Raw genomic sequence first — 20,613 nt, 5'->3', positions numbered from 1 at the left:
AGCAGCCCCAACAGGAGAGCGCCCTCATGACCACCACACGTTTCGCCCCATCGCCTACAGGCTACATTCACGTTGGCAACCTGCGCACAGCGTTGTTCAACTACATGATCGCAGCCAAAAATGGCGGCACCTTCATTCTGCGCATTGATGACACGGACCCTGTGCGCTCTGAAGAGAAATATGTAGACGCGATCAAGCAAGATCTCGAATGGCTTGGCTTGACGTGGGACAAGGTGGAGCGCCAGTCAAAGCGCATGGATCGCTATGCAGAGACCGCAGATAAACTCCGCGAGATGGGCCGCTTTTATGAGGCGTTTGAAACGCCAACAGAGCTGGATTTGAAGCGCAAGAAGCAGCTCAACATGGGCAAGCCACCTGTCTATGACCGTTCTGCTTTAGCTCTGTCTGACGCTGAAAAAGACGCGATGCGCGCCGAGCGCGGCAATGGCGTTTGGCGTTACAAGCTTGACCAAGAGCGTATTGAATGGACGGACGGTATCCTTGGCGATATCTCTATTGATGCAGCATCTGTTTCTGATCCTGTCCTTATTCGCGGTGATGGTCAGGTGCTTTATACGCTGGCGTCCATTGTGGATGACACAGATATGGGTGTGACGAATGTTGTGCGTGGCTCTGATCACGTGACGAATACGGCAACGCAGATCCAGATGATCAGCGCGATTGGCGGCACAGTCCCTGAGTTTGCGCATCACTCTTTGTTGACGGGCCCTCAAGGTGAATCCTTGTCCAAACGCCTTGGCACGCTCGCCCTGCGCGATCTACGCGAAGCGGGCGTTCAGCCTATGGCTCTTTTGTCGTTGCTTGCACGTCTCGGGTCGTCGCAACCTGTTGAATTACGCGCTTCGCTGGGCGAATTAATTGAAGGGTTCGATATTTCGCAGTTCGGCTCTGCTCCGACCAAGTTTGATGTGGACGATCTTTATCCTTTGACCGCGCGCTATAACCACACGCTGCCGCTCAGTGCTGTTGTCGATCGCATTGCCGCGCTTGGTGTACCCGCCGATCAAGCAGAACGCTTTTGGGATGTCGCGCGTGAGAACATCACAGTGCTGAGCGATCTCTCAGAATGGGCAGATCTCGCGCAGAATGGTGCTGATCCGATCATTGAAGCGGGTGATGAAGACTTCATTGCTGAGGCTATGATCATGCTGCCAGATGGACCCTACACTGACGCAACTTGGGGCGAATGGACGAGTGCCGTTAAAGAAGCCACAGGTCGAAAGGGCAAAGGGCTCTTCATGCCGCTACGCAAAGCGGTGACAGGGCGTGAACGCGGGCCTGATATGGCCTCGCTTATGCCACTGCTCCAAGTCATCAAAGCCAAAGGATAAGATCATGTCAGAGCAAGCTAAGTTTCTTACAGGCTCGCTCTTCAAACATGTTTCAGTCATGTCGCTCACAGCTTCTGTGGGATTGATGGCCATCTTCTTGGTCGATTTCGTCGATATGATTTTTATCTCGATGCTGGGAAAAGCAGAGCTGGCAGCGGCGGTTGGATACGCAGGAGCAATTCTGTTTTTCACCACCTCTTTTGGCATTGGCATGTCCATCGCGGCTGGCGCTTTGGTCGCGCGCGCGCTTGGTGCGGGAAACGAAGAGGAAGCAAAACGTAAAGCCACCCATGCATTGATTTATGGCTTCGTATTTGGCTCGATCTTTGCTGGCTTGGTTTGGTTTAATCTAGGGGCGCTTGTCACACTGCTTGGTGCGACGGGGGAAACCCATGTTTTGGCCGTACACTACCTTCAAATTATTGTACCAAGCTTGCCGTTTTTGATGATTGGCATGGTTGGCGGCGCAATTTTGCGCGCGCACGGTGATGCAAAACGCGCGATGATGGCGACGATATATGGCGGCGCGGTCAATGCTGTGCTCGACCCAATTTTGATCTTCGGGCTGGATCTGGAACTGACAGGTGCAGCACTTGCATCCGTTGCAGCACGATTGACGATTGCAGCGGTCTCACTATCGCCGATCATCAAGCACTATGGCGGCTTCGTGAAACCGGAAACACGCGATTTGATGATTGATTTGCGTCCCGTCTTTGCACTGGCGTTCCCTGCGATCCTCACCCAACTCGCAACACCAATAGGCCAAGCCTACGTAACGCGCGCAATGGCGGAATACGGGGAGGCGGCAGTCGCCGGGATGGCAATTGTTGGACGACTTACGCCTATTGCTTTTGGCGTCATATTCGCCCTTTCCGGCGCAGTCGGGCCAATCATAGGTCAGAACTTCGGCGCCGGCCAACACGACCGTGTGCGCGGTGGCTTCAAAGCGGGCATTACATTCGTCGGCTTATTTGTTGTCTTTATGACAATTCTACTCTTCTTCCTGCGCGCGCCGATTGCAGACCTTTTTGCAGCGGATGGTATCACGCGCGAACTTGTGTATCTGTTTTGCGGTCCTCTAGCGCTTGTCTTCTTCTTCAACGGTCTTCTTTTTGTAGCGAATGCGAGTTTCAACAACCTTGGGCATCCCTACTATTCCACATGGCTCAACTGGGGACGTCACACGATTGGCACCATTCCCTTAGTCATCCTTGGCGCGCTTTGGTTTGGGGCACCCGGTGTTTTGATTGGCCAAGCGATTGGTGGAGTGATCTTTGGAGTTCTTTCAGTCGTGCTTGCATGGCGTGTCATGAACAAGGTCGAGATCGAAGCGACACCTGTCCCTGAGCAAGCCCCCTTCGCGCGCGAAGCGCGGCATTTGCATCAGACGACTTGGAAGCGCTAACGCTTTAGGATCGTGCAGTCCAACGTAACAAGCGCTTGATCCACAAAGCTGATTTCATCAGCTCTTAACGTTTGATGTCGTGGATATATCGGCGCTGCCCTATCGTTGAGAATTGGCGCGTCCCAACCCTGTGTCGTATCAAAGAAACGCATTGCGCCTGCTTCACCAAATTCGGTCAAATACCCTTGCACAACAACATCTAAATAGCTGAGCAGAATTGGATGTGTCGCACTTGCTGCGGTGTGTTTACCAGCGGGGATTTCATAAATCACAGTGTTTGCATGATCCACCAAAGGGACGCGGTCATAGGCAAATTCGCGTTCGTCTAAAGCAGCCCAATCGGCGTTTGGCACATCTGCGCTCAATCCTTCAATCTCGCTCTGAGGATCACGAACAGCAGTCAAAAACGCAACGTCGCGCAGCCCTGTATGTCGCCAAGCACGTGCCCATCCTTTGACGCGCAAAGGGCGCACCGATGGATACTCATGCGTTGCGCGGTTCACGAGACTGCCATAACCGAAAAATCGCGGATGGCTCATTCGCTGCTCCTCAGGATCTGCGCGGGTCGCACTGTCAAAGGACGCCATGCAAAAGCGAGCCCGGACAGCATCGTCGCGAAAACTCCACCCAGCACAATTGCCAAGGCGTTGCCCCAGATTATTTCATAGCTGGTTTCCATGATAAATTTGCTCACGGCCCAACCACCCAGAATTCCTGCACCCAGCGCGACAGCACCAGCGCAGCCGCCCAATATGGCGGCACGCATCGCAAAGCTTTTCAGGATTGCGCGCCGTGTCGCACCGAGCGTTTTCAAAACAGCGGCTTCAAAGGTACGCGCTTGTTCACCTGCGGCGGAGGCCCCAATCAAGACCAAGAAACCTGTGAGCAGTGTCGCTGCCGCGCCGTAACTCACAGCGGCCGCCAGTCCCGCAAGGACGCTTGCCACCCGCTCTATCGCATCGCCGACGCGGATCGCCGTGATGTTGGGGAAGGCCGTGCTCAGATCGCGCAGAATGCGTGCTTCTGACTCTGGCGTTGCGTAAACCGTCGAGATGAAACTATGGGGCGCACCAGACAACGCGCTTGGATTCATCGACATGATAAATCCGATGCCTGCCGTTGAAAAATCCACTTCGCGAAAACTCGATACCGTCGCCGTGAAATCGCGGCCCAATATGTTTACGGTCACCGTGTCTCCTAGCTGGATGTTCATCTCTTCGGCCTCTTCGGCTGCGAAACTCACCAAGGGCGGTCCTGTATAATCAGGCTCCCACCAGCTGCCATCCAATAGACGGGTATTATCGGGCAGTTCCGTTGAATAGGTAATCCCGCGATCCCCCTCAAGCACCCAGTGATCACCAGCAATTTCGCTCGCAGGTTGACCATTGATCTGCGTGATGATTCCGCGCAGCATTGGTGCGCTATCAATGCGGCTTACTGCGGGGTCGGCATTGAGCCGCTCTAAATAGCCCGGCATTTGATCCTTTTGGATATCAACAAAGAAATAAGACGGCGCCACGCTAGGAAGATCGCGTGCGATTGCGCCGCGCAGGTTGCCATCAATCTGACCCACGGCAGCCAGAACAGACAGTCCAAGCCCCAGCGATAGCACGACTGATACGGCTTCCTCACGTGGGCCGGAAATAGACCCTAACGCCCAGCGTAGGCTTGCGCGCCCTCTCGCCCATGGCGCAATCTTGCGCGCAAAAAACCGTACTAGATGCGCAGCAACAACGAGCATGAGCAACGCACCCATGATCCCGCCTGCGGTCCAAAGCGTTAAAAACGTTGTGCCAGAGAACCAGCTCGCCAAAGCGAGCAAAGCGGCGACCAATCCCGCCGTGGCTAGGATGTAGCGTAGGGCTGGTAAGCGTGCAGCGCTTTGACCTGCATCGCGAAATAACGTCGCCGCACGGATGTTTTCTGTGCGTGACAATGGCCAAGTGGTAAAAATCAAAGCGGTAAAAATCCCGTAGATCGCTGCCTCGAACAGTGGTTTTGGATACAGTGCAAAGGCCGCGGGGATGGGCAATCGTTCTGTGATAAGCGGCGCAAGCGCAATAGGGGCCGCAGCGCCCAAAGCAATACCAATGGCGATGCCGAGCAAGCTTAAGACACCGATCTGAATGAAATAGGTTTGAAAGATGACTGCGCGCTCCGCACCCAAGGTGCGCAACGTTGCGATAACAGATGTCTTCCCTTTCAGGTAACTGTTTACGGCTGCCGATACGCCGACACCGCCGACCGCAAGACCTGACAGCCCGACCAAGACCAAGAACGCGCCCAAGCGGTCTACAAATTGCGCGACACCGGGTGCACCGTTGCGCGCATCGCGCCAGCGCAAACCGCTTTGCGCAAAAGCTTCATCAGCTTCGCGGTTCAAGGTATCAAGGTCGCTAGAGTCCGGTAGTTTCAAGCGGTACTTGCTGGAAAACAGAGTGCCTGCATCAAGCAAGCCAGACCCTTCAAGCGATTGCCGAAGAACGATGATACGCGGGCCGAGGCCGAAGCCACCCCCAGCACTATCGGGTTCATCCATAAGAACAGCTGTGAGACGAAACTCTTGAGTGCCCAGAGTGAAAATACTGCCAATCTCAAGCCCCAATCTATCCATCAACACGCGTTCCATCACGGCACCTGGCAACACGCCTTGTGTTCCAAGGGCGATGGCGATCGGTAAATTCGGCTCTAGCCCGACTTCGCCGATGAGCGGGTAAAACTCATCAACTGCTTTGACTTGCGTTAAGCCGCGTTCATCGCCAACCACGGCCATCGATCGAAAATCAGCAATCTCGGAGACTTGCTCTGCATTTTGAGACATCCAAGCGCGTTCTTGTGCGCTAGCGAAACGATAGGTCAGTTCCAACTCTGCATCACCGCCCAAAAGTTCGGCACCTTCGCGGGCTAATCCGGCTTCAATTGATGCGCGCACAGTGCCAACAGCGGCAATCGCCGCGACGCCAAGTGCGAGGCAGGCTAAGAAAATGCGAAACCCTTTCAGTCCACCGCGCAATTCACGCCGTGCGAAACGTGCTGCGAGTGCAATACTCATGAACGGCCCTCATCAATGCGCCCATCGCGCAGGCGGATCACACTGTCGCAACGATTTGCCAATGTGTTGGAATGCGTCACCAGAACGAGCGTCGCGCCATCGCGTGCTTGCAACTCAAAAAGTAGCTCCATGATCGCGTTGCCATTGCTTTCATCAAGATTGCCAGTCGGCTCATCCGCTAGCAATATTTTTGGGCGCACGACCATCGCGCGGGCCAAGGCAACGCGCTGTTGTTCGCCGCCCGACATTTGGCTCGGATAATGCGATATGCGGTGCGCTAGCCCAACGGTCTCCAACTCTGCCTCTGCTTTGGAAAAGGCGTCATTATCACCTGCAAGCTCGAGCGGCGTTGCGACGTTTTCCAAAGCTGTCATCGTGGGGATCAAGTGAAACGATTGAAATACGACACCCATTGAAGCGCGCCGAAAACGCGCCAAGGCGTCTTCATTCATGGTAGTGAGATCTTGTCCCAAAGCAGTGATCGTGCCACCGCTCACGCGCTCCAGACCGCCCATCACCATTAACAACGATGACTTGCCAGAGCCCGACGGCCCGACCAGCGCCAGAGACTGGCCTTTTTCAACGTCCAGAGAAATGCCGTGTAAAATATCGACGCGTCCGGCATTGCCATCAAGCGAAAGAGTTGCATCTTTAAGAGAGAGAACGGCGGTCATATCGGGCGGCCTGCAATAAGGAGCGTTGCTTTGAGATATGGGTTTGCACTGGCTATGAGCAAGGCGCTTGCATCATTTGCGCTGATTTTTGTTCTGGTTTTCGCTCAAACAAGCTCTGCACGAGCAGAGCCTGTCTCGATCGTTGCTTTTGGCGATAGCCTGACCCAAGGCTTTGGGTTGCGTGCCGAGAATGGATTTGTTCCTCAGCTGGCCGATTGGCTCAAAGTGAATAGCACTGAAGCTGGCGCAATCCGTGTGATCAATGCAGGGGTGTCGGGTGACACAACCGCTGGCGGCGCAGCGCGGGTGGATTGGACACTTACGGACGACGTGGATGGGATGATTGTTGCGCTTGGCGGCAATGACCTGCTGCGTGGCATTGATCCGGCGGTGAGCCGAGCCAATCTGGAAAAGATATTGCAAGCGGCTGCGACGCGTGATGTGCCCGTCTTGCTTGTCGGGTTGGTCGCGACTGCGAATATGGGGCCGAGTTTCAAGCAAGCCTTTGATCAGATGTATTCAGATCTAAGCGCGCAATACGACACGCTCTATGTGCGTGATTTCTTTATTGGCCTACTAGAACCCGACGGTACCGTTGATCGTGATAAGGTGCGTGCGCGCATGCAGCTCGATGGCATCCACCCGAACAAAGACGGGGTGCGCGATATTGTGCAAGGGCTTGGCCCTGCGGTCATAGAGCTAATCGCTCAGGCGCGTTCAAGGGGTTAAGAGTTTGGTGAATATCTGATCAAGAAACACCCGCGCCCCTTGCTCGCGCGCGTTTGAATCCGGTAGCAATACTTCCGCTTGCGCTGCAAAATCTGCGTAGTGCTGAGTGGTTGCCCAGATCGAAAAAAGCAGATGCGCTGGATCACTGCGCGCTATTTTTCCACTGTCCATCCAACGGGTAATCACGGCTGTCTGTTCATCAAAGAGTGGTTTTAATCCGGCTGTCAAATGCGGCCCCATACGCGGCGCGCCTTGTAAAATTTCGTTGGCAAACAAGCGACTTTCGCGCGGCAGTTCAATCGCCATATCGAGCTTACGATGCACATAGCCGATTATTTCTTTGATTGGATCACCGTTGGGATTCATTTCTTTGAGCGGATCAAGCCATGTCGTCATTAACTGGTTAAGCAATGTGACGTGGATTTCTTCTTTGCCATTGAAATAATAAAGAATGTTGGGTTTGCTCAGGCCCGCTTGCTTAGCGATCTGATCTAGTGTCGCACCGCGATAGCCTTCGCTCGAAAAAACCTCCAGCGCTGCGTCTAATATCACAGAGCGGTTGCGCTGCTGAATTCTGCTCGGCGCTTTTGTCTTGGCAGAGGCACTGTCAGTCACTGCAAAAAGTCTCCCGCTTGGTTTGCTCATGTATTGAGCATGCATTTGCGCTGCGTCCGCATGCTTTAGCATTTCGCGCAAGTCAATCCTTGACAGAGTAAGCGCGCATTGCAATCGTGTCTTTACCAAATGGTAAAAAAGTGACCGATCTGCCAGATCGGCGTAGTCTATGGGGAATTGATCATGGCCGCACCGGGTGAAAATCTGAAAATTAACGCAGATCGTCTTTGGGACAGCTTGATGGAGATGGCCAAGATCGGGCCGGGTGTCGCAGGGGGCAACAATCGTCAAACCTTGACCGATGAGGATGCAGAAGGGCGCGCGCTGTTTCAGAAATGGTGTGAAGCCGTGGGGTGCACAATGGGCCTCGATAGCATGGGCAATATGTTCGCAGAACTTGCCGGTACGGATCCTGATGCACTACCCGTTTATGTTGGTTCACACCTTGATACGCAGCCCACAGGTGGCAAATATGATGGCGTTTTGGGTGTTCTTGGCGGGCTCGAAATTTTGCGCACCATGAAAGATCTCGGTATCAAAACCAAACATCCCATCGTCGTCACGAATTGGACCAATGAAGAGGGCACGCGCTACGCACCGGCGATGCTCGCCTCTGGTGTGTTCGCTGGCGTTCATACTGAAGAATGGGCTTATTCAAAGGAAGATGCTGACGGAAAAACCTTTGGCTCTGAATTGGAGCGCATTGGTTGGAAAGGCGACGAACCTGTTGGCGCGCGCAAGGACAATATGCACGCGTTCTTTGAACTTCATATCGAGCAGGGCCCAATTTTGGAAGCGGAGCGCAAAGACATTGGTGTCGTGACGCACGGCCAAGGCCTGAGTTGGACGCAGGTGACGATAACTGGAAAAGATAGTCACACGGGATCGACCCCGATGCCGATGCGCAAGAACGCAGGTCTTGGGATGGCGCGTATTTTAGACAAAGTAGATGAGATCGCATGGTCGCACAAACCCCATGCGGTTGGCGCGGCTGGGCATATTGATGTGTATCCCAACTCGCGCAATGTGATTCCGGGGAAGGTGGTTTTTACTGTCGATTTCCGCTCTCCTGACTTGGCAGTGATCGAAGATATGGAAGCGCGCTTGCGGGTAGATGCGCAAGCGATATGCGACGAAATGGGCTTGACTGTGGCGTTTGAAAAGGTTGGTGGTTTCGACCCTGTGACCTTTGATGAGACTTGTGTTTCTGCGGTGCGCGCCGCTGCGGAAAGGCTTGGGTACTCCCATATGAACCTGATTTCTGGCGCTGGGCATGACGCCTGCTGGATCAACAAATGTGCGCCAACCGCGATGGTTATGTGCCCTTGCGTGGATGGTTTATCACACAACGAAGCGGAAGAGATTTCGCGCGAATGGGCAAGTGCGGGGACCGACGTGCTGATGCACGCAGTTCTGGAGACAGCGCAGATTGTTGAATGAGGAGGGGGCCAGCCCTCATCGCGCAAGCGCGACTCCCCCGGAGTTTATCTGGAAAGATGAAGATATTTAGAAAGGCGTAGTAAGATGGGTACGAAAGTTATCAAAGGCGGCATGGTCTGCACGGCGGATCGCACATGGAAAGCCGATGTGTTGATCGAGGGTGAAGTGATCAAGCAGATCGGTGAAGATCTGAAAGGCGACGAATACATCGATGCCGAGGGTGCTTATGTGATCCCCGGTGGAATTGATCCACATACCCATCTTGAAATGCCGTTTATGGGAACGACTGCCGCCGAGACGTTCGAGACCGGAACCTGGGCCGCCGCGACCGGCGGAACGACGATGATCGTAGATTTCTGCCTGCCCGGTGAAGACGGTGATTTGAAAAATGCGATAAATGAGTGGCATCGTAAGTCCGCACCGCAGATTTGTAGCGATGTTGGCTATCATATGGCGATCACGGGTTGGGACGAGAATGTTTTCAACGGGATGAAAGACGCTGTTGATATGGGTGTAAATTCGTTCAAGCATTTCATGGCCTATAAGGGCGCGCTGATGATTGAGGACGATGAGATGTTTGCCTCGTTCAAGCGCTGCCGCGAGTTGGGCGCTTTGCCAATGGTGCATGCAGAAAACGGCGACTTGGTTGCCGAGATGCAGCAGAAATACTTCGATGAAGGCATAACAGGTCCCGAGGGCCACGCCTATTCGCGCCCACCCGAGTTTGAAGGCGAAGCTGCGAACCGTGCCATCACGATTGCCGATTGCGCAGGCACGCCTTTGTACATCGTGCATGTTTCTTGCGAACAGGCGCATGAAGCGATCCGGCGCGCACGGCAAAAGGGGATGCGGGTCTATGGTGAGCCGTTGATTCAGTTCCTGACGCTAGACGAAAGCGAGTACTTCAATACGGATTGGGACCATGCTGCACGCCGCGTGATGTCGCCGCCGTTTCGTAACAAGGAGCACCAAGATAGCCTTTGGGCTGGCTTGCAATCGGGTTCTTTACAAGTTGTCGCAACAGACCACGCAGCTTTCACCACAGAGCAAAAACGCGCAGGGCGTGATGATTTTCGCATCATTCCCAATGGCTCCAATGGTCTTGAAGAGCGCCTTGCCGTGCTATGGACCGAAGGAGTTGAAACGGGCCGCCTCACGCCGAACGAGTTTGTCGCGGCGACCTCGACCAACGTCGCGAAAATCCTCAACATATACCCCAAGAAGGGCGCGATTGTGGAAGGGGCTGATGCGGATATCGTGGTCTGGGATCCGAAAATCAGCAAGACGATCAGTCCAGCGAACCACCATTCCATCCTTGATTATAATGTCTTTGAGGGCTTCGATGTTACCGCACAAGCGCGCTATACGCTGAACCGAGGCGAAGTAATTTGGGCCTGGGGGCAGAACAGTCAGCCAAATCCGGGTCGTGGTCGTTTCATCCCGCGTCCTGCATTTGCGGCCCCCAATGTGGCCTTGAGTAAATGGAAGGAACTCAATTCTCCTAAAATGATCAAACGTGATCCAATGAACATTCCGGCAGGAATTTAAGAGCAAGGTCAGGCACTTGAGCAATAATACCATCATCAGCGCAAAGAATCTTAGCCTGACGTTTCAGACCAATGACGGCCCCGTTCATGCGCTTAAGGACGTATCACTTGATATTGAAAAGGGCGATTTTGTCAGCTTCATCGGTCCCTCCGGCTGCGGTAAAACCACCTTTTTAAGGGTTATGGCGGATTTGGAGCAGCCAACTGGGGGCTTAGTCACGGTGAACGGCGTGAGCCCTGAAGAGGCGCGAAAAGCACGGGGCTATGGATACGTATTCCAAGCCGCAGGACTTTACCCGTGGCGCACGATTGGTGGCAATATACGCCTGCCTTTGGAGATCATGGGGTATGACAAGGCGGATCAGGCGGAGCGCGTGAAGCGTGTTCTGGAGCTGGTTGAACTCGACGGATTTGAGAAGAAATTCCCTTGGCAGCTCTCCGGTGGCATGCAGCAACGCGCGTCAATTGCGCGGGCGTTGGCGTTTGACGCGGATATCTTGCTCATGGATGAACCCTTTGGGGCGCTTGATGAAATCGTACGCGATCACCTGAATGAGCAACTTCTCCAGCTTTGGGCGCGTACACAAAAAACCATCGCATTTGTCACCCATTCGATCCCAGAGGCGGTTTATCTCAGCACTAAAATCGTTGTGATGTCCCCACGCCCCGGGCGGATTGCTGATGTCATCGAAAGTACCCTGCCAAAAGAACGCCCGCTTGAAATTCGCGATAGCCCTGAGTTTATTGAAATTGCACACCGCGTGCGCGAAGGCCTCAGGGCAGGGCATAGCGATGAGTGATTTGACAATCAGACATGCGACGCGAGAAGACTTGCCTGCGCTGGGCGAGATTGTTTTTGCTTGGGAGCAGCGCACAGAGTGGATGCAAAGTGAAAACTATGCAGCGGAGATCGGGCGTTTCATAGAGACCGCTTTTGATGAGCGGATCATCCTTGTCGTTGGCGATCCTGCGATTGCCTACCTTGCGTTCGATCCAGAGAGACAGCGGATTGGTGGGCTTTATTCTTCAGTCTCCGGTAAGGGGATCGGCAAAGCGTTGATGGATAAGATCAAAGAGGGTCGTGATTTTCTGTGGCTCAATACTCATGAACCTAACCGTGCAGCGCAAAAATTCTATAAACGCGAAGGTTTTGAGGAGGTCTCGAACGAAGGGGCGGAGCCAGCCAACGGGGTCCCAGAACTGCGCATGGAGTGGCGCAGATGAGAAATCTTGTACCAGTTTTGACAGTCGTCGCAGCGCTTATTGTCCTTTGGTATGGAGCTGCCGTTTGGCTAAATACGCCTTGGGCCTACGACAAAGCGCAGCGCGCAGGGGTGGAGCTGAGCACGACCGAGCTGATCAAAGATACCTGGTCGCAGAAAAAGCCCAAACTGCCTGCACCGCACCAAGTGACACGTGAGATTTGGAAAACAACTGTCGAGAAGAAGATCACGTCGAAGCGCTCGCTTATCTATCATTCGTGGGTCACGCTTAGCGCGACACTTTTAGGTTTTGCACTGGGCACCGTGCTTGGCATTGCGCTTGCCGTTGGCATTGTTTTCAATCGCACCATGGATATGAGCGTGATGCCTTGGGTCATCACCTCACAAACCATTCCGATCCTTGCGATTGCGCCTATGATCATTGTGGTTCTGAACGCGGTTGGCATCCAAGGACTGCTGCCCAAAGCGATTATTTCGATGTATTTGTCCTTCTTTCCCGTCGTTGTCGGGATGGTCAAAGGGTTGCGTTCTCCTGATCACATGCAATTGGATCAAATGCGAACTTGGCACGCCTCTGCTGCACAGACGTTCTGGCGATTGCGCCTGCCTTCTTCGATGCCTTATCTCTTTACCTCGCTCAAGATCGCCATGGCAGCGGCGATTGTCGGCGCAATCGTGGGCGAACTGCCGACAGGCGCAGTGGCTGGCCTTGGCGCGAGATTGCTGGCGGGAAGTTATTATGGCCAGACGATCCAGATTTGGAGTGCCTTGCTCGTGGCCGCAGCGCTTGCCGCAACACTTGTTGCTATCATTGGACTAATTCAACGTATCGTGCTCAATAGAATGGGGATGGCGCAATGAGCTGGTTGATTGCAGGCGCGCTTCTCTGGGCGCTGGGGTGGTATGTGAACGTGCGTTTGGCGTCATTACCGAAATCACGTCTGACGTCACTGCTTGTTCCAATTATCTTTGGCGTGACGCTTATCATCATCTGGGAATGCATGGTGCGCGGCTTTGAAATCCAGCAAGTGCTCCTGCCCGCGCCATCGGTGATCGCTGCGCGTTTTGCCACGTCAACCTCAATCCTTTGGCAAGATTGGGTTCAAACCGTCCTCATGGGCATGATGAGCGGCTACATCATCGGGTGCTTGGCCGCCTTTGCAACGGCCCTTGCAGTGGACCGTTTCGCGTTTCTTCAACGTGGGCTTTTGCCCGTTGGCAACTTTGCGGCAGCGCTTCCGATAATCGGCATGGCACCCATCTTGGTGATGTGGTTCGGCTTTGACTGGCAGTCCAAAGCGGCAGTCGTCGTTGTGATGATCTTCTTCCCGATCCTAGTGAACACAGTGCAAGGTTTGGCCGCCAGTGATGCGATGCAGCGCGATTTGATGCGCACATATGCGGCGGGCTATTGGAAAACGCTTTTCAAATTGCGCTTGCCGATGGCCCTACCGTTCATTTTCAATGGCCTCAAAATCGCAACGACACTGGCACTCATCGGGGCAATCGTTGCGGAATTTTTCGGCTCGCCGATACGCGGTATGGGCTTTCGCATTTCTACCAGCGTCGGACAACTCGCGCTGGATCTGGTCTGGGCAGAGATCGTCGTCGCTGCGGTTACAGGATCGCTCTTTTATGGCGCGGTGGCACTGCTGGAACGCAAATGGACGTTTTGGCACCCCTCACAAAGAAGCTAACAAGATAACAAAACAACCAACAAGGAGAGTATTATGACACAATTTACAAAATGGATCAGTGCAGCAGCACTCGGTGCGATGGCCAGCATGGCACATGCGGCGGATGACCTTACGCTACAGCTGAAATGGGTGACGCAAGCACAGTTCGGCGGCTATTACGTTGCGCTCGATAAGGGCTTTTACGAAGAGGAGGGCCTGAACGTTACCATCAAGCCAGGCGGGCCTGACATCGCACCAACCCAGGTTCTTGCAGGCGGTGGCGCGGACGTCACGGTTGAGTGGATGCCAGCTGCTCTGGCCGCGCGTGAGAAGGGCCTGCCGATGGTGAACATTGCGCAACCTTTCAAATCATCAGGCATGATGCTTACTTGCCGCAAGGATGCAGGCATTTCCAGCACCGATGATTTCGCAGGCAAAACGCTTGGTGTTTGGTTCTTCGGGAACGAGTTTCCTTTCCTCAGCTGGATGAGCAAACTTGGCCTCAGCACCGAGGGTGGGGATGACGGCGTGACCGTGCTCAAACAAGGTTTCAACGTAGATCCGCTGCTGCAAAAGCAAGCGGCATGTGTGTCCACGATGACCTACAACGAATATTGGCAGGTTATTGATGCTGGGTTAACACCGGACGATTTGATGGTGTTCAAGTACGAAGATCAGGGCGTTGCGACGCTTGAGGATGGTCTTTACGTCCTCGAAGATGCGCTTGCAGATCCTGCGATGGAAGACAAGCTTGTGCGCTTCGTGCGCGCGTCTATGAAGGGTTGGAAGTACGCGGAAGCGAACCCTGATGAGGCAGCAGATATCGTGCTGGAGAACGATGCATCTGGCGCGCAAACAGAAGAGCACCAGCAGCGTATGATGCGCGAAATTGCGAAGCTGACAGCGGGTTCCAATGGGGCCTTGGTCGAGGCAGATTACCAGCGCACGGTTGAATCTTTGCTCTCTGGTGGGTCTGATCCAGTGATCACAAAAGCGCCTGAGGGTGCTTGGACACACGCGATTACGGACAAAGCGCTTAACTAATCAAACGTCGTCAAAATTTGAAAGGCCGCTCTTTTGGGCGGCCTTTTGCGTTCATTCACATTCAAGTGAAACTTTGTGTTTCACCTAGCTCCGTCTCGCGACCTCACGTTTAAACGTAAAGAAACGTGAAAGGGGACGCATGCACAGGTTATTCGCAATTCTACTGCTTGCAATAAGTGCGGGCCATGCCAGTGCACAGGCTTGTCCGCCCTTTTTTCGCTTCGTTGATTTCGGACTGAATGCGTCGGATGGAAAAGTATATCGCGGCGGGACATTGGTACGCGCAGAAGGTTTGGATGGCCGCGCGCTTTTATTGCGTGAGCAAACCCGCTGTCTCGCAATCACAGATATCGCAAAGGACGGCCCCGGCAATCCAATCCCAATCGTAACATATGTGGCGTATGATCCTGATTTAACCGGCATATCGTTGAACCAACTTAACCTAAGTGCAGTCAAAGACAGCCATATGACCGCGACGAACAAGTTGGAAAACCATCTCGATAATTTGTCCGCTGAAGGTGCCGAAATTACGCGTAGCGCGGATTTTCTGTGTGTGCGTACGCAGCCTCAAAACATCAGTTGTCAATTGACATCGCCGTATCCAAACTTGGCACCTTTGGTTATTTATTGCGATACGCTCAGTTGTGAAATGCCAGCGCTTGCGATCAAACAAAACATCATTGTTGATGCGAGTTGGTCGATCAAAAACCAACAGCCGCAAAGTGCTGAGAGTATTGGCCAAACAGCCATGACGCGGGTCTCGGAAATCTACGCTTTCCTAGGCCAGCTTTCCGCGGACTTCTAGAACGCAGGTTATGTGCTACGTCGAACTGAGCTTAAATAAGTGTCGCGATAATTGCGCGAAGCTGCTCAATTCCGTCACCCTTTTCGGAAGACGTTAGCACCATCTCAGGGAAGGCAGCTGGGTGTTTGGCCAACTCGCCGCGCACTTGATTCAAGACCTTTTCACGGTCCACTAGCTTCACCTTGTCAGCTTTCGTCAATACGCATTGGAACGTCACAGCACTGCTATCCAGTAGGCTCATGATCTCATGATCGACTTTCTTCACACCATGGCGCGCATCAATCAAAACAAATGCACGGCGCAGAGTTTGACGCCCTGACAGGTACTGTTTCAACAAGCGCTGCCATTTTTCAACCACAGGCAAAGGCGCGTTTGCGTAGCCATAGCCGGGTAGATCGACGAGATAGTGGCTCTCACCTGCGGTGAAAAAGTTTATCTCTTGCGTACGGCCAGGGGTATTGGAGGCACGCGCGAGTGCCTTGTGGCCCGTCAAAGCGTTGATCAGCGTTGATTTACCGACGTTGGAGCGGCCTGCAAAACAAACCTCCATGCGGTCTGCATCCGGCAGGCCGGACATCGCCACGACACCTTTGACGAATTCGGTCTGACCCGCAAAAAGCAAGCGCCCTTTTTCGTGGGAAAATTCGTCAGGCTCTTCGGCGATTGGAAATGGAAGTTGGCTCATATCAACTCTGCTTTGCTACCAAGCTCGATCAACCCACCTTGGATGACCTGAGCGCGGACGGAAAAATCTCGATGTCCAAAACTATCGAGCGCAGAGACAACATCTGCATCACGCACGCCAGTTTCTGGGTTAGTATTGGTCGCAGGGCACCGATCAGTGCGCTCAAGTGGGCGCAAAATAGCGCCGCCCACGCGAACATCTTTGCCCATCCATTCAAACTCTTCCCAAGCGGCGAGCCCATCAAGCCAGATATTCCCACGCCACCGGTGGACGGAGACATCCATGCCAAGCGCGCGTTCGACAGCACGATGCGATGCGATATTGCACAGCGTCACAGATGGGAAATCACTGTCGGTCATGCCACGGTTGGGGACCTTTACCATGCGTTTTGACTGTGCACGATCCTGCGGCATGATAGGGCGCACCCAATCCAGAAACTCAGCGATATCGTCATCGGGATTAAAGCTGATCTCGCCAAGCTTGGGATGGGTCAAGGTAACGATGCCCGCGTCGTCAAGCTTGGCTGTCATTGCCATCAGTTGTGGAACCTTGCTCACGCGATTGAAATTCGCACAAGGGACCCATTCAGAGCCGTCTGCCTTTGACGCCTCATGCGCAACGGCCCAAACGCGATCACCGGGCATTGTTTGCCCGGCGATCAATGTTGTTGCGGCTACGTTCTCCCGACCATGACTTTTGATCGGGTGACGCCAAAGGGATGTGACGGTTGCCATTACTCGGCTTTCGTTTTCCGCTTGAAACCAGCCTTGATGTTGCCAAACACATCCGGTTTCACCCCTTGGCTGCGCATAATCAAATACTGCTGCGTGAAGGTGATGGTGTTGTTGGCGATCCAGTAGACCACAAGGCCACTCGCAAACGTGCCAAGCATGAACATAAAGACCCACGGCATCCACGCAAAAATCATCGCTTGTGTCGGGTCAGTGGGTGCCGGATTAAGTTTCTGCTGCATCCACATCGAGATACCCAAAAGGATCGGCAAAATACCAAGCGAGAAGATCGCAAGGATTGACCCTGGCTCTGGTGGCATAAAGTTGAGCAGTCCAAAGAGGTTCAGAATAGAAGACGGATCCGGTGCAGAGAGATCTTCGATCCAGCCAAGCCATGGCGCGTGACGCAATTCAAGCGTTACGAAAATCACCTTGTAGAGCGAGAAGAAAATAGGGATCTGCAAAAGGATCGGCAAACAACCGGAAACAGGATTGACCTTCTCCTTCTTGTAGAGCGCCATCATTTCCTGTTGAAGCTTTTGCTTATCGTCACCAGCCTTTTCTTTGATGACTTCCATCTGCGGCTGCAGCGCTTTCATCCGCGCCATAGAGACGTTGGACTTATACGCCAGTGGGAAAAGGATTGCTTTGATCAGCAGTGTCAGACCGATAATCGCCCAACCCATGTTGCCAATCATCGCATTCAGATAATGTAAGACTGCAAAGATCGGCTTGGTGAGGAAGAAGAACCAACCCCAGTCAATACTATCCAGGAAGCGATCAACACCCGCTTTTTGATAGTTGCGGATCGTTTCCCATTCTTTCGCACCTGCAAAGAGTTGCGTGTTTGCCGTCGCCGTTTCACCGGGGGCCAGCTTCTGCGTAGGAAGAACCGCTTCGCTTTGATAGATATCGCGACGATCATCGTATTTTGCTGTGGCTTTGAACGCGCCAGCCTGAGGGATCAGCGTCGTCATCCAGTACTGGTCCGTAAAACCAATCCACCCTTGCTCGGAAACTTGCGTCACTTCTGCGCGCGCACCCTCGTTGGGGTTAATGTCAAAGTCTGGCATATCGGAGTAGTCAATCTCCGTCAGCTCGCCATCGGCCATCGCAACAAGACCCTCATGCAAGATGAAGAAATTCTTGAGGTCCTGTGGCTCACCGTGACGTGCAAGGATACCGTAAGGGGCAAGGCTGACAGTACCAGCGCTCACGTTTTCGACGCTTTGGGTGACAGAGAACATGAAGTCCTTGTCCACTGCGATCGTGCGTGTAAACTCTAACCCGCCGCCATTGTCCCATGTCAGTGTCACAGGAGAATCAACGCTCAGCGCGCGGCTGCCGTCAGCGCTCCAAATCGTGTTCGGGCCGGGAACTTCTTCGAAAGACAGTCCAGCGCCCGGTGCCCAGCCATAAAGCGCATAGTAAGGGTTTGATTGCCCAACAGGGGCGAGCAGATCAACAATCGGCGCACCTTCATCAAGGCTGACGCGGTAGTCTTTGAGCGCCAGCTCATCAATGCGACCACCCAAGAGCGAAATTGACCCTTTCAGGCGATCAGTCTCAACGGTGATGCGCGGGGCATCTGCAACAGGCTCAGCGGCTGCCTCATTTGTGGCACCGCCACTTGATGCAACTGCGTCACCAGAGGCGGTTGGCAGCACAGCTTGGCCTTCAGCGCTGGTCACAGCGGCGTTCGGATCAGCAGGAGTAGGCTCAGGTGGCGGGAACAAGACGAACCATACCAGAATTACAATGAAGCTGAGCGCTGTTGCGAGCATCAGGTTTTTGTTTTGATCATCCATGAAACAAGGTCGCCTCGAGTTAACCGCGTTAGCCTGCGTTCAACGATGTGCGCCGCAAAAGGTCAAGTGGATTCGCCCCATATCCTGCGCCGCTGCGACGTTGGGTTGCGCATAGACAGCGCTTTAACTGCGTTTTCGCCCAATTTCCGGTGTTATCAACTGTCGGTCTTGAAAACTGGCGATCCAATCCACTGTTTCATCCAGTGGCATCGGCTTGGCAATCCCGTACCCTTGGACATAGCGGCAACCGAGTTGTGCAAGGATTGATTGCTCGCCCAGTGTTTCGACCCCCTCAGCCAGACAAGCCAGATCCAAACGCTCTGCCATCATCAAAATAGTCGCAACCATTTTCTGCTGCTCGCTATCCAAATCAGCTTTTGCCACGAAGGAGCGATCAATCTTCAAACGATGCACAGGAAGACGGCGCAACGTCGAAATCGAAGAGTGTCCAGTGCCAAAATCATCCAGATCAATCTGACAGCCCAACTCTGCCAAGCGCGTCACGTTACGCACGATTATATCGTCGGCTTCACCGGCAATCACGCTTTCAAGCACCTCCACACACAGCCTTTGGGGCTCAATTTCAAAACGGTCCAGATCCCAAGCAATCTTTTCGTAGAGCATTGGATTTGCCAAATCCGAGTGGGAAAAATTAACACCAATCGTTTCGATCTTGAGGTCATGCGCGTCCCATGTTTGCAGCGCCGTCAAACTTTGCATCAGCATGATATCCGTCAACCGTTCCATCAATCCGTGCTGTTGAAGTACCGGCAGAACAGTCGCAGGGGAATGAATCTGCCCAGCATTATCTTGCCAGCGCGCCAAGGCCTCAAAGCCTGTAATTCGACCTGTATCCGTAGAAATTTGCGGCTGAAACCACGCGATTAAACTGGTGTCGATATCGCCATTCAAGTCTTGCAGATGGAAGGTCTGCGTTTGTGCGAATTTACTTGCTTTTGAAGGCGTGAAAGCTCGGATGGAGTTCGGTCCATTCAAGACGGCCTCGGTCAATGCACTTTGCGCTTGAGACAGCAAAACATGCGCACCTTTGAACGGCTTTTGCGCGATCGTGAAGCCGATTGAGCTGCTGAGATACAAACGATCATCGTCAACAAACAAAGGTTCATCAGCAATATCTTGCAACCGGTTCGCTTGGGCAATTGCGATTTCAAGGTTCATTTTCGCGCTCGGTGTTGTCACAAACGTCCAATGCAAAGGGCCTGTGCGAAAGACAATATCGCGGCTGCGCAAACAGCTGGCGTAGCGCGCTTGCAGCCTGTCTTGGATGTTCTGTAAACCCGCTTCACCAAGGCGGCGGGTCACATCGCTCGGATTATCAAGCTCCAAGCAAAACAGTGCCAAACGAGCGTCAGTTGCCGCTGCAAAAAGCATATCGTTGATCCGGTCCTCTAACTGATCAGCTTGCGTGGCGTGCTGATCGTTCTGAACGACGTCCTTCAGCGTATCTTTCTGGCCAAAGCTCCCCGAAAAGGCCCACAACAAGGGCAAAGCCACAGCAATGCCGATCAGGCCATTTTCTCCGAAAATTTGATAAACGACCCAAGACAGAGTGGGCAGTAAAGTAATCGCCAGTGAACGGCGCGCAAAGCGTGACAAAGAATTAAGAGTTGGAAACTTCAAATTTGTCGCTGACATTGTGGCGTCCTAAAATGAAAAAGCGTGCAGAGTGCTGTTGCTTGATGCCAATTTAGAAGCGACATTTCGTTAACATCGGCTGAGAATAAGCTTTGCATTTTTGATAGTTTTGAATGAGTCTCACAAAGCGCCTGTTTGGACAGTGTTGATCTTGAAAGTTTTGTGCAAATT

19 protein-coding genes are annotated in these 20,613 nt (G+C 53.3%); 11 read left to right on the top strand and 8 right to left on the bottom strand.

Translation table 11 applies throughout. The features are described from left to right. The first annotated feature begins 26 nt into the window (after nt 1-26). Both gltX and ACTG3Z_RS07300 read left to right on the top strand, forming a co-directional pair. Nucleotides 27-1,352, top strand: coding sequence for a glutamate--tRNA ligase (gene gltX, locus ACTG3Z_RS07305; protein ID WP_439142227.1), 1,326 nt, complete (start codon nt 27-29; stop codon nt 1,350-1,352). A gap of 4 nt (nt 1,353-1,356) precedes the next feature. After that, nucleotides 1,357-2,757 carry an MATE family efflux transporter gene (locus ACTG3Z_RS07300; RefSeq protein WP_439142225.1) on the top strand — a complete coding sequence of 467 codons (1,401 nt, stop codon included), beginning with the start codon at nt 1,357-1,359 and terminating at the stop codon, nt 2,755-2,757. On the opposite strand, the gene ACTG3Z_RS07295 is transcribed toward ACTG3Z_RS07300, so the two are convergent. The 3 genes from ACTG3Z_RS07295 to ACTG3Z_RS07285 are packed head-to-tail and all read right to left on the bottom strand — an operon-like array spanning nt 2,754 to nt 6,483. Continuing rightward, complete coding sequence (locus ACTG3Z_RS07295; RefSeq protein ID WP_439142223.1) at nt 2,754-3,296, bottom strand: gamma-glutamylcyclotransferase family protein; 543 nt, start codon at nt 3,294-3,296, stop codon at nt 2,754-2,756. The genes ACTG3Z_RS07300 and ACTG3Z_RS07295 overlap by 4 nt on opposite strands. Next, a complete protein-coding gene (locus ACTG3Z_RS07290; RefSeq protein WP_439142222.1) occupies nt 3,293-5,809 on the bottom strand; it encodes an ABC transporter permease in 2,517 nt (838 codons plus the stop codon). The genes ACTG3Z_RS07295 and ACTG3Z_RS07290 overlap by 4 nt, the downstream gene beginning before the upstream one ends. Beyond that, nucleotides 5,806-6,483 (bottom strand): ABC transporter ATP-binding protein, encoded by a 678-nt coding sequence (locus ACTG3Z_RS07285; protein WP_439142220.1) that lies wholly within the window; start codon nt 6,481-6,483, stop codon nt 5,806-5,808. The genes ACTG3Z_RS07290 and ACTG3Z_RS07285 overlap by 4 nt, the downstream gene beginning before the upstream one ends. Before the next feature lie 54 nt (nt 6,484-6,537). Here ACTG3Z_RS07285 and ACTG3Z_RS07280 point away from each other — a divergent pair, with 54 nt between their 5' ends. Then, nucleotides 6,538-7,212, top strand: a complete 675-nt coding sequence (locus ACTG3Z_RS07280; protein WP_439142357.1) for an arylesterase — start codon at nt 6,538-6,540, stop codon at nt 7,210-7,212. Here ACTG3Z_RS07280 and ACTG3Z_RS07275 read toward each other — a convergent pair. After that, a complete protein-coding gene (locus ACTG3Z_RS07275; protein ID WP_439142355.1) occupies nt 7,201-7,857 on the bottom strand; it encodes a TetR family transcriptional regulator C-terminal domain-containing protein in 657 nt (218 codons plus the stop codon). The two genes, ACTG3Z_RS07280 and ACTG3Z_RS07275, sit on opposite strands and share 12 nt — an antisense overlap. A 153-nt stretch (nt 7,858-8,010) precedes the next feature. Between ACTG3Z_RS07275 and ACTG3Z_RS07270 the strand changes: the two genes are divergently transcribed. From ACTG3Z_RS07270 to ACTG3Z_RS07235, 8 genes are all read left to right on the top strand, one after another. Further along, nucleotides 8,011-9,267, top strand: coding sequence for a Zn-dependent hydrolase (locus tag ACTG3Z_RS07270; RefSeq protein WP_439142219.1), 1,257 nt, complete (start codon nt 8,011-8,013; stop codon nt 9,265-9,267). An 84-nt stretch (nt 9,268-9,351) separates the two neighbouring features. Beyond that, complete coding sequence (hydA, locus tag ACTG3Z_RS07265) at nt 9,352-10,815, top strand: dihydropyrimidinase (RefSeq protein WP_439142218.1); 1,464 nt, start codon at nt 9,352-9,354, stop codon at nt 10,813-10,815. A gap of 16 nt (nt 10,816-10,831) precedes the next feature. Continuing rightward, nucleotides 10,832-11,614: an ABC transporter ATP-binding protein gene (locus tag ACTG3Z_RS07260; protein ID WP_439142217.1), complete on the top strand. Its 783-nt coding sequence runs from the start codon at nt 10,832-10,834 to the stop codon at nt 11,612-11,614. Next, complete coding sequence (locus ACTG3Z_RS07255) at nt 11,607-12,038, top strand: GNAT family N-acetyltransferase (RefSeq protein ID WP_439142216.1); 432 nt, start codon at nt 11,607-11,609, stop codon at nt 12,036-12,038. Before ACTG3Z_RS07260 ends, ACTG3Z_RS07255 begins: the two co-directional genes overlap by 8 nt. Next, on the top strand, nt 12,035-12,898 hold the full coding sequence (locus tag ACTG3Z_RS07250; RefSeq protein ID WP_439142215.1) for an ABC transporter permease: 864 nt from the start codon (nt 12,035-12,037) through the stop codon (nt 12,896-12,898). Before ACTG3Z_RS07255 ends, ACTG3Z_RS07250 begins: the two co-directional genes overlap by 4 nt. Next, a complete protein-coding gene (locus ACTG3Z_RS07245; protein ID WP_439142213.1) occupies nt 12,895-13,734 on the top strand; it encodes an ABC transporter permease in 840 nt (279 codons plus the stop codon). The genes ACTG3Z_RS07250 and ACTG3Z_RS07245 overlap by 4 nt, the downstream gene beginning before the upstream one ends. 33 nt (nt 13,735-13,767) lie before the next feature. Next, nucleotides 13,768-14,757, top strand: coding sequence for an ABC transporter substrate-binding protein (locus tag ACTG3Z_RS07240; RefSeq protein WP_439142211.1), 990 nt, complete (start codon nt 13,768-13,770; stop codon nt 14,755-14,757). A 139-nt stretch (nt 14,758-14,896) separates the two neighbouring features. Next, a complete protein-coding gene (locus tag ACTG3Z_RS07235) occupies nt 14,897-15,562 on the top strand; it encodes a hypothetical protein (protein ID WP_439142209.1) in 666 nt (221 codons plus the stop codon). A gap of 31 nt (nt 15,563-15,593) precedes the next feature. Here ACTG3Z_RS07235 and yihA read toward each other — a convergent pair whose 3' ends face one another. From yihA to ACTG3Z_RS07215, 4 genes are all read right to left on the bottom strand, one after another. Continuing rightward, the gene (yihA, locus tag ACTG3Z_RS07230) at nt 15,594-16,247 is read right to left on the bottom strand and encodes a ribosome biogenesis GTP-binding protein YihA/YsxC (protein WP_375264657.1); all 654 of its coding nucleotides are present in this window, start codon (nt 16,245-16,247) and stop codon (nt 15,594-15,596) included. Further along, nucleotides 16,244-16,981 (bottom strand): MOSC domain-containing protein, encoded by a 738-nt coding sequence (locus ACTG3Z_RS07225; protein ID WP_439142207.1) that lies wholly within the window; start codon nt 16,979-16,981, stop codon nt 16,244-16,246. Before ACTG3Z_RS07225 ends, yihA begins: the two co-directional genes overlap by 4 nt. Next, nucleotides 16,981-18,786: a membrane protein insertase YidC gene (yidC, locus tag ACTG3Z_RS07220; protein ID WP_439142206.1), complete on the bottom strand. Its 1,806-nt coding sequence runs from the start codon at nt 18,784-18,786 to the stop codon at nt 16,981-16,983. Before yidC ends, ACTG3Z_RS07225 begins: the two co-directional genes overlap by 1 nt. 123 nt (nt 18,787-18,909) lie before the next feature. Continuing rightward, nucleotides 18,910-20,442, bottom strand: a complete 1,533-nt coding sequence (locus ACTG3Z_RS07215; protein ID WP_439142205.1) for an EAL domain-containing protein — start codon at nt 20,440-20,442, stop codon at nt 18,910-18,912. Between the last annotated feature and the right edge of the window lie 171 nt (nt 20,443-20,613).

Origin of the sequence: Planktotalea sp. (genome assembly GCF_965659345.1) — a bacterium.
Lineage (GTDB): Bacteria > Pseudomonadota > Alphaproteobacteria > Rhodobacterales > Rhodobacteraceae > Planktotalea.
The sequence above is the reverse complement of the archived record's forward strand: the minus strand, read 5'-3'. Positions and strand labels throughout refer to the sequence as shown.

What these genes read in the sequence shown, in the direction of transcription:
- gltX (WP_439142227.1), top strand. Translation starts at nt 27, where the DNA reads ATGACCACCACACGTTTCGCCCCATCGCCTACAGGCTACATTCACGTT.
- ACTG3Z_RS07300 (WP_439142225.1), top strand. Translation starts at nt 1,357, where the DNA reads ATGTCAGAGCAAGCTAAGTTTCTTACAGGCTCGCTCTTCAAACATGTT.
- ACTG3Z_RS07295 (WP_439142223.1), bottom strand. Translation starts at nt 3,296, where the DNA reads ATGAGCCATCCGCGATTTTTCGGTTATGGCAGTCTCGTGAACCGCGCA.
- ACTG3Z_RS07290 (WP_439142222.1), bottom strand. Translation starts at nt 5,809, where the DNA reads ATGAGTATTGCACTCGCAGCACGTTTCGCACGGCGTGAATTGCGCGGT.
- ACTG3Z_RS07285 (WP_439142220.1), bottom strand. Translation starts at nt 6,483, where the DNA reads ATGACCGCCGTTCTCTCTCTTAAAGATGCAACTCTTTCGCTTGATGGC.
- ACTG3Z_RS07280 (WP_439142357.1), top strand. Translation starts at nt 6,538, where the DNA reads ATGAGCAAGGCGCTTGCATCATTTGCGCTGATTTTTGTTCTGGTTTTC.
- ACTG3Z_RS07275 (WP_439142355.1), bottom strand. Translation starts at nt 7,857, where the DNA reads ATGAGCAAACCAAGCGGGAGACTTTTTGCAGTGACTGACAGTGCCTCT.
- ACTG3Z_RS07270 (WP_439142219.1), top strand. Translation starts at nt 8,011, where the DNA reads ATGGCCGCACCGGGTGAAAATCTGAAAATTAACGCAGATCGTCTTTGG.
- hydA (WP_439142218.1), top strand. Translation starts at nt 9,352, where the DNA reads ATGGGTACGAAAGTTATCAAAGGCGGCATGGTCTGCACGGCGGATCGC.
- ACTG3Z_RS07255 (WP_439142216.1), top strand. Translation starts at nt 11,607, where the DNA reads ATGAGTGATTTGACAATCAGACATGCGACGCGAGAAGACTTGCCTGCG.
- ACTG3Z_RS07250 (WP_439142215.1), top strand. Translation starts at nt 12,035, where the DNA reads ATGAGAAATCTTGTACCAGTTTTGACAGTCGTCGCAGCGCTTATTGTC.
- ACTG3Z_RS07245 (WP_439142213.1), top strand. Translation starts at nt 12,895, where the DNA reads ATGAGCTGGTTGATTGCAGGCGCGCTTCTCTGGGCGCTGGGGTGGTAT.
- ACTG3Z_RS07240 (WP_439142211.1), top strand. Translation starts at nt 13,768, where the DNA reads ATGACACAATTTACAAAATGGATCAGTGCAGCAGCACTCGGTGCGATG.
- ACTG3Z_RS07235 (WP_439142209.1), top strand. Translation starts at nt 14,897, where the DNA reads ATGCACAGGTTATTCGCAATTCTACTGCTTGCAATAAGTGCGGGCCAT.
- yihA (WP_375264657.1), bottom strand. Translation starts at nt 16,247, where the DNA reads ATGAGCCAACTTCCATTTCCAATCGCCGAAGAGCCTGACGAATTTTCC.
- ACTG3Z_RS07225 (WP_439142207.1), bottom strand. Translation starts at nt 16,981, where the DNA reads ATGGCAACCGTCACATCCCTTTGGCGTCACCCGATCAAAAGTCATGGT.
- yidC (WP_439142206.1), bottom strand. Translation starts at nt 18,786, where the DNA reads ATGGATGATCAAAACAAAAACCTGATGCTCGCAACAGCGCTCAGCTTC.
- ACTG3Z_RS07215 (WP_439142205.1), bottom strand. Translation starts at nt 20,442, where the DNA reads ATGTCAGCGACAAATTTGAAGTTTCCAACTCTTAATTCTTTGTCACGC.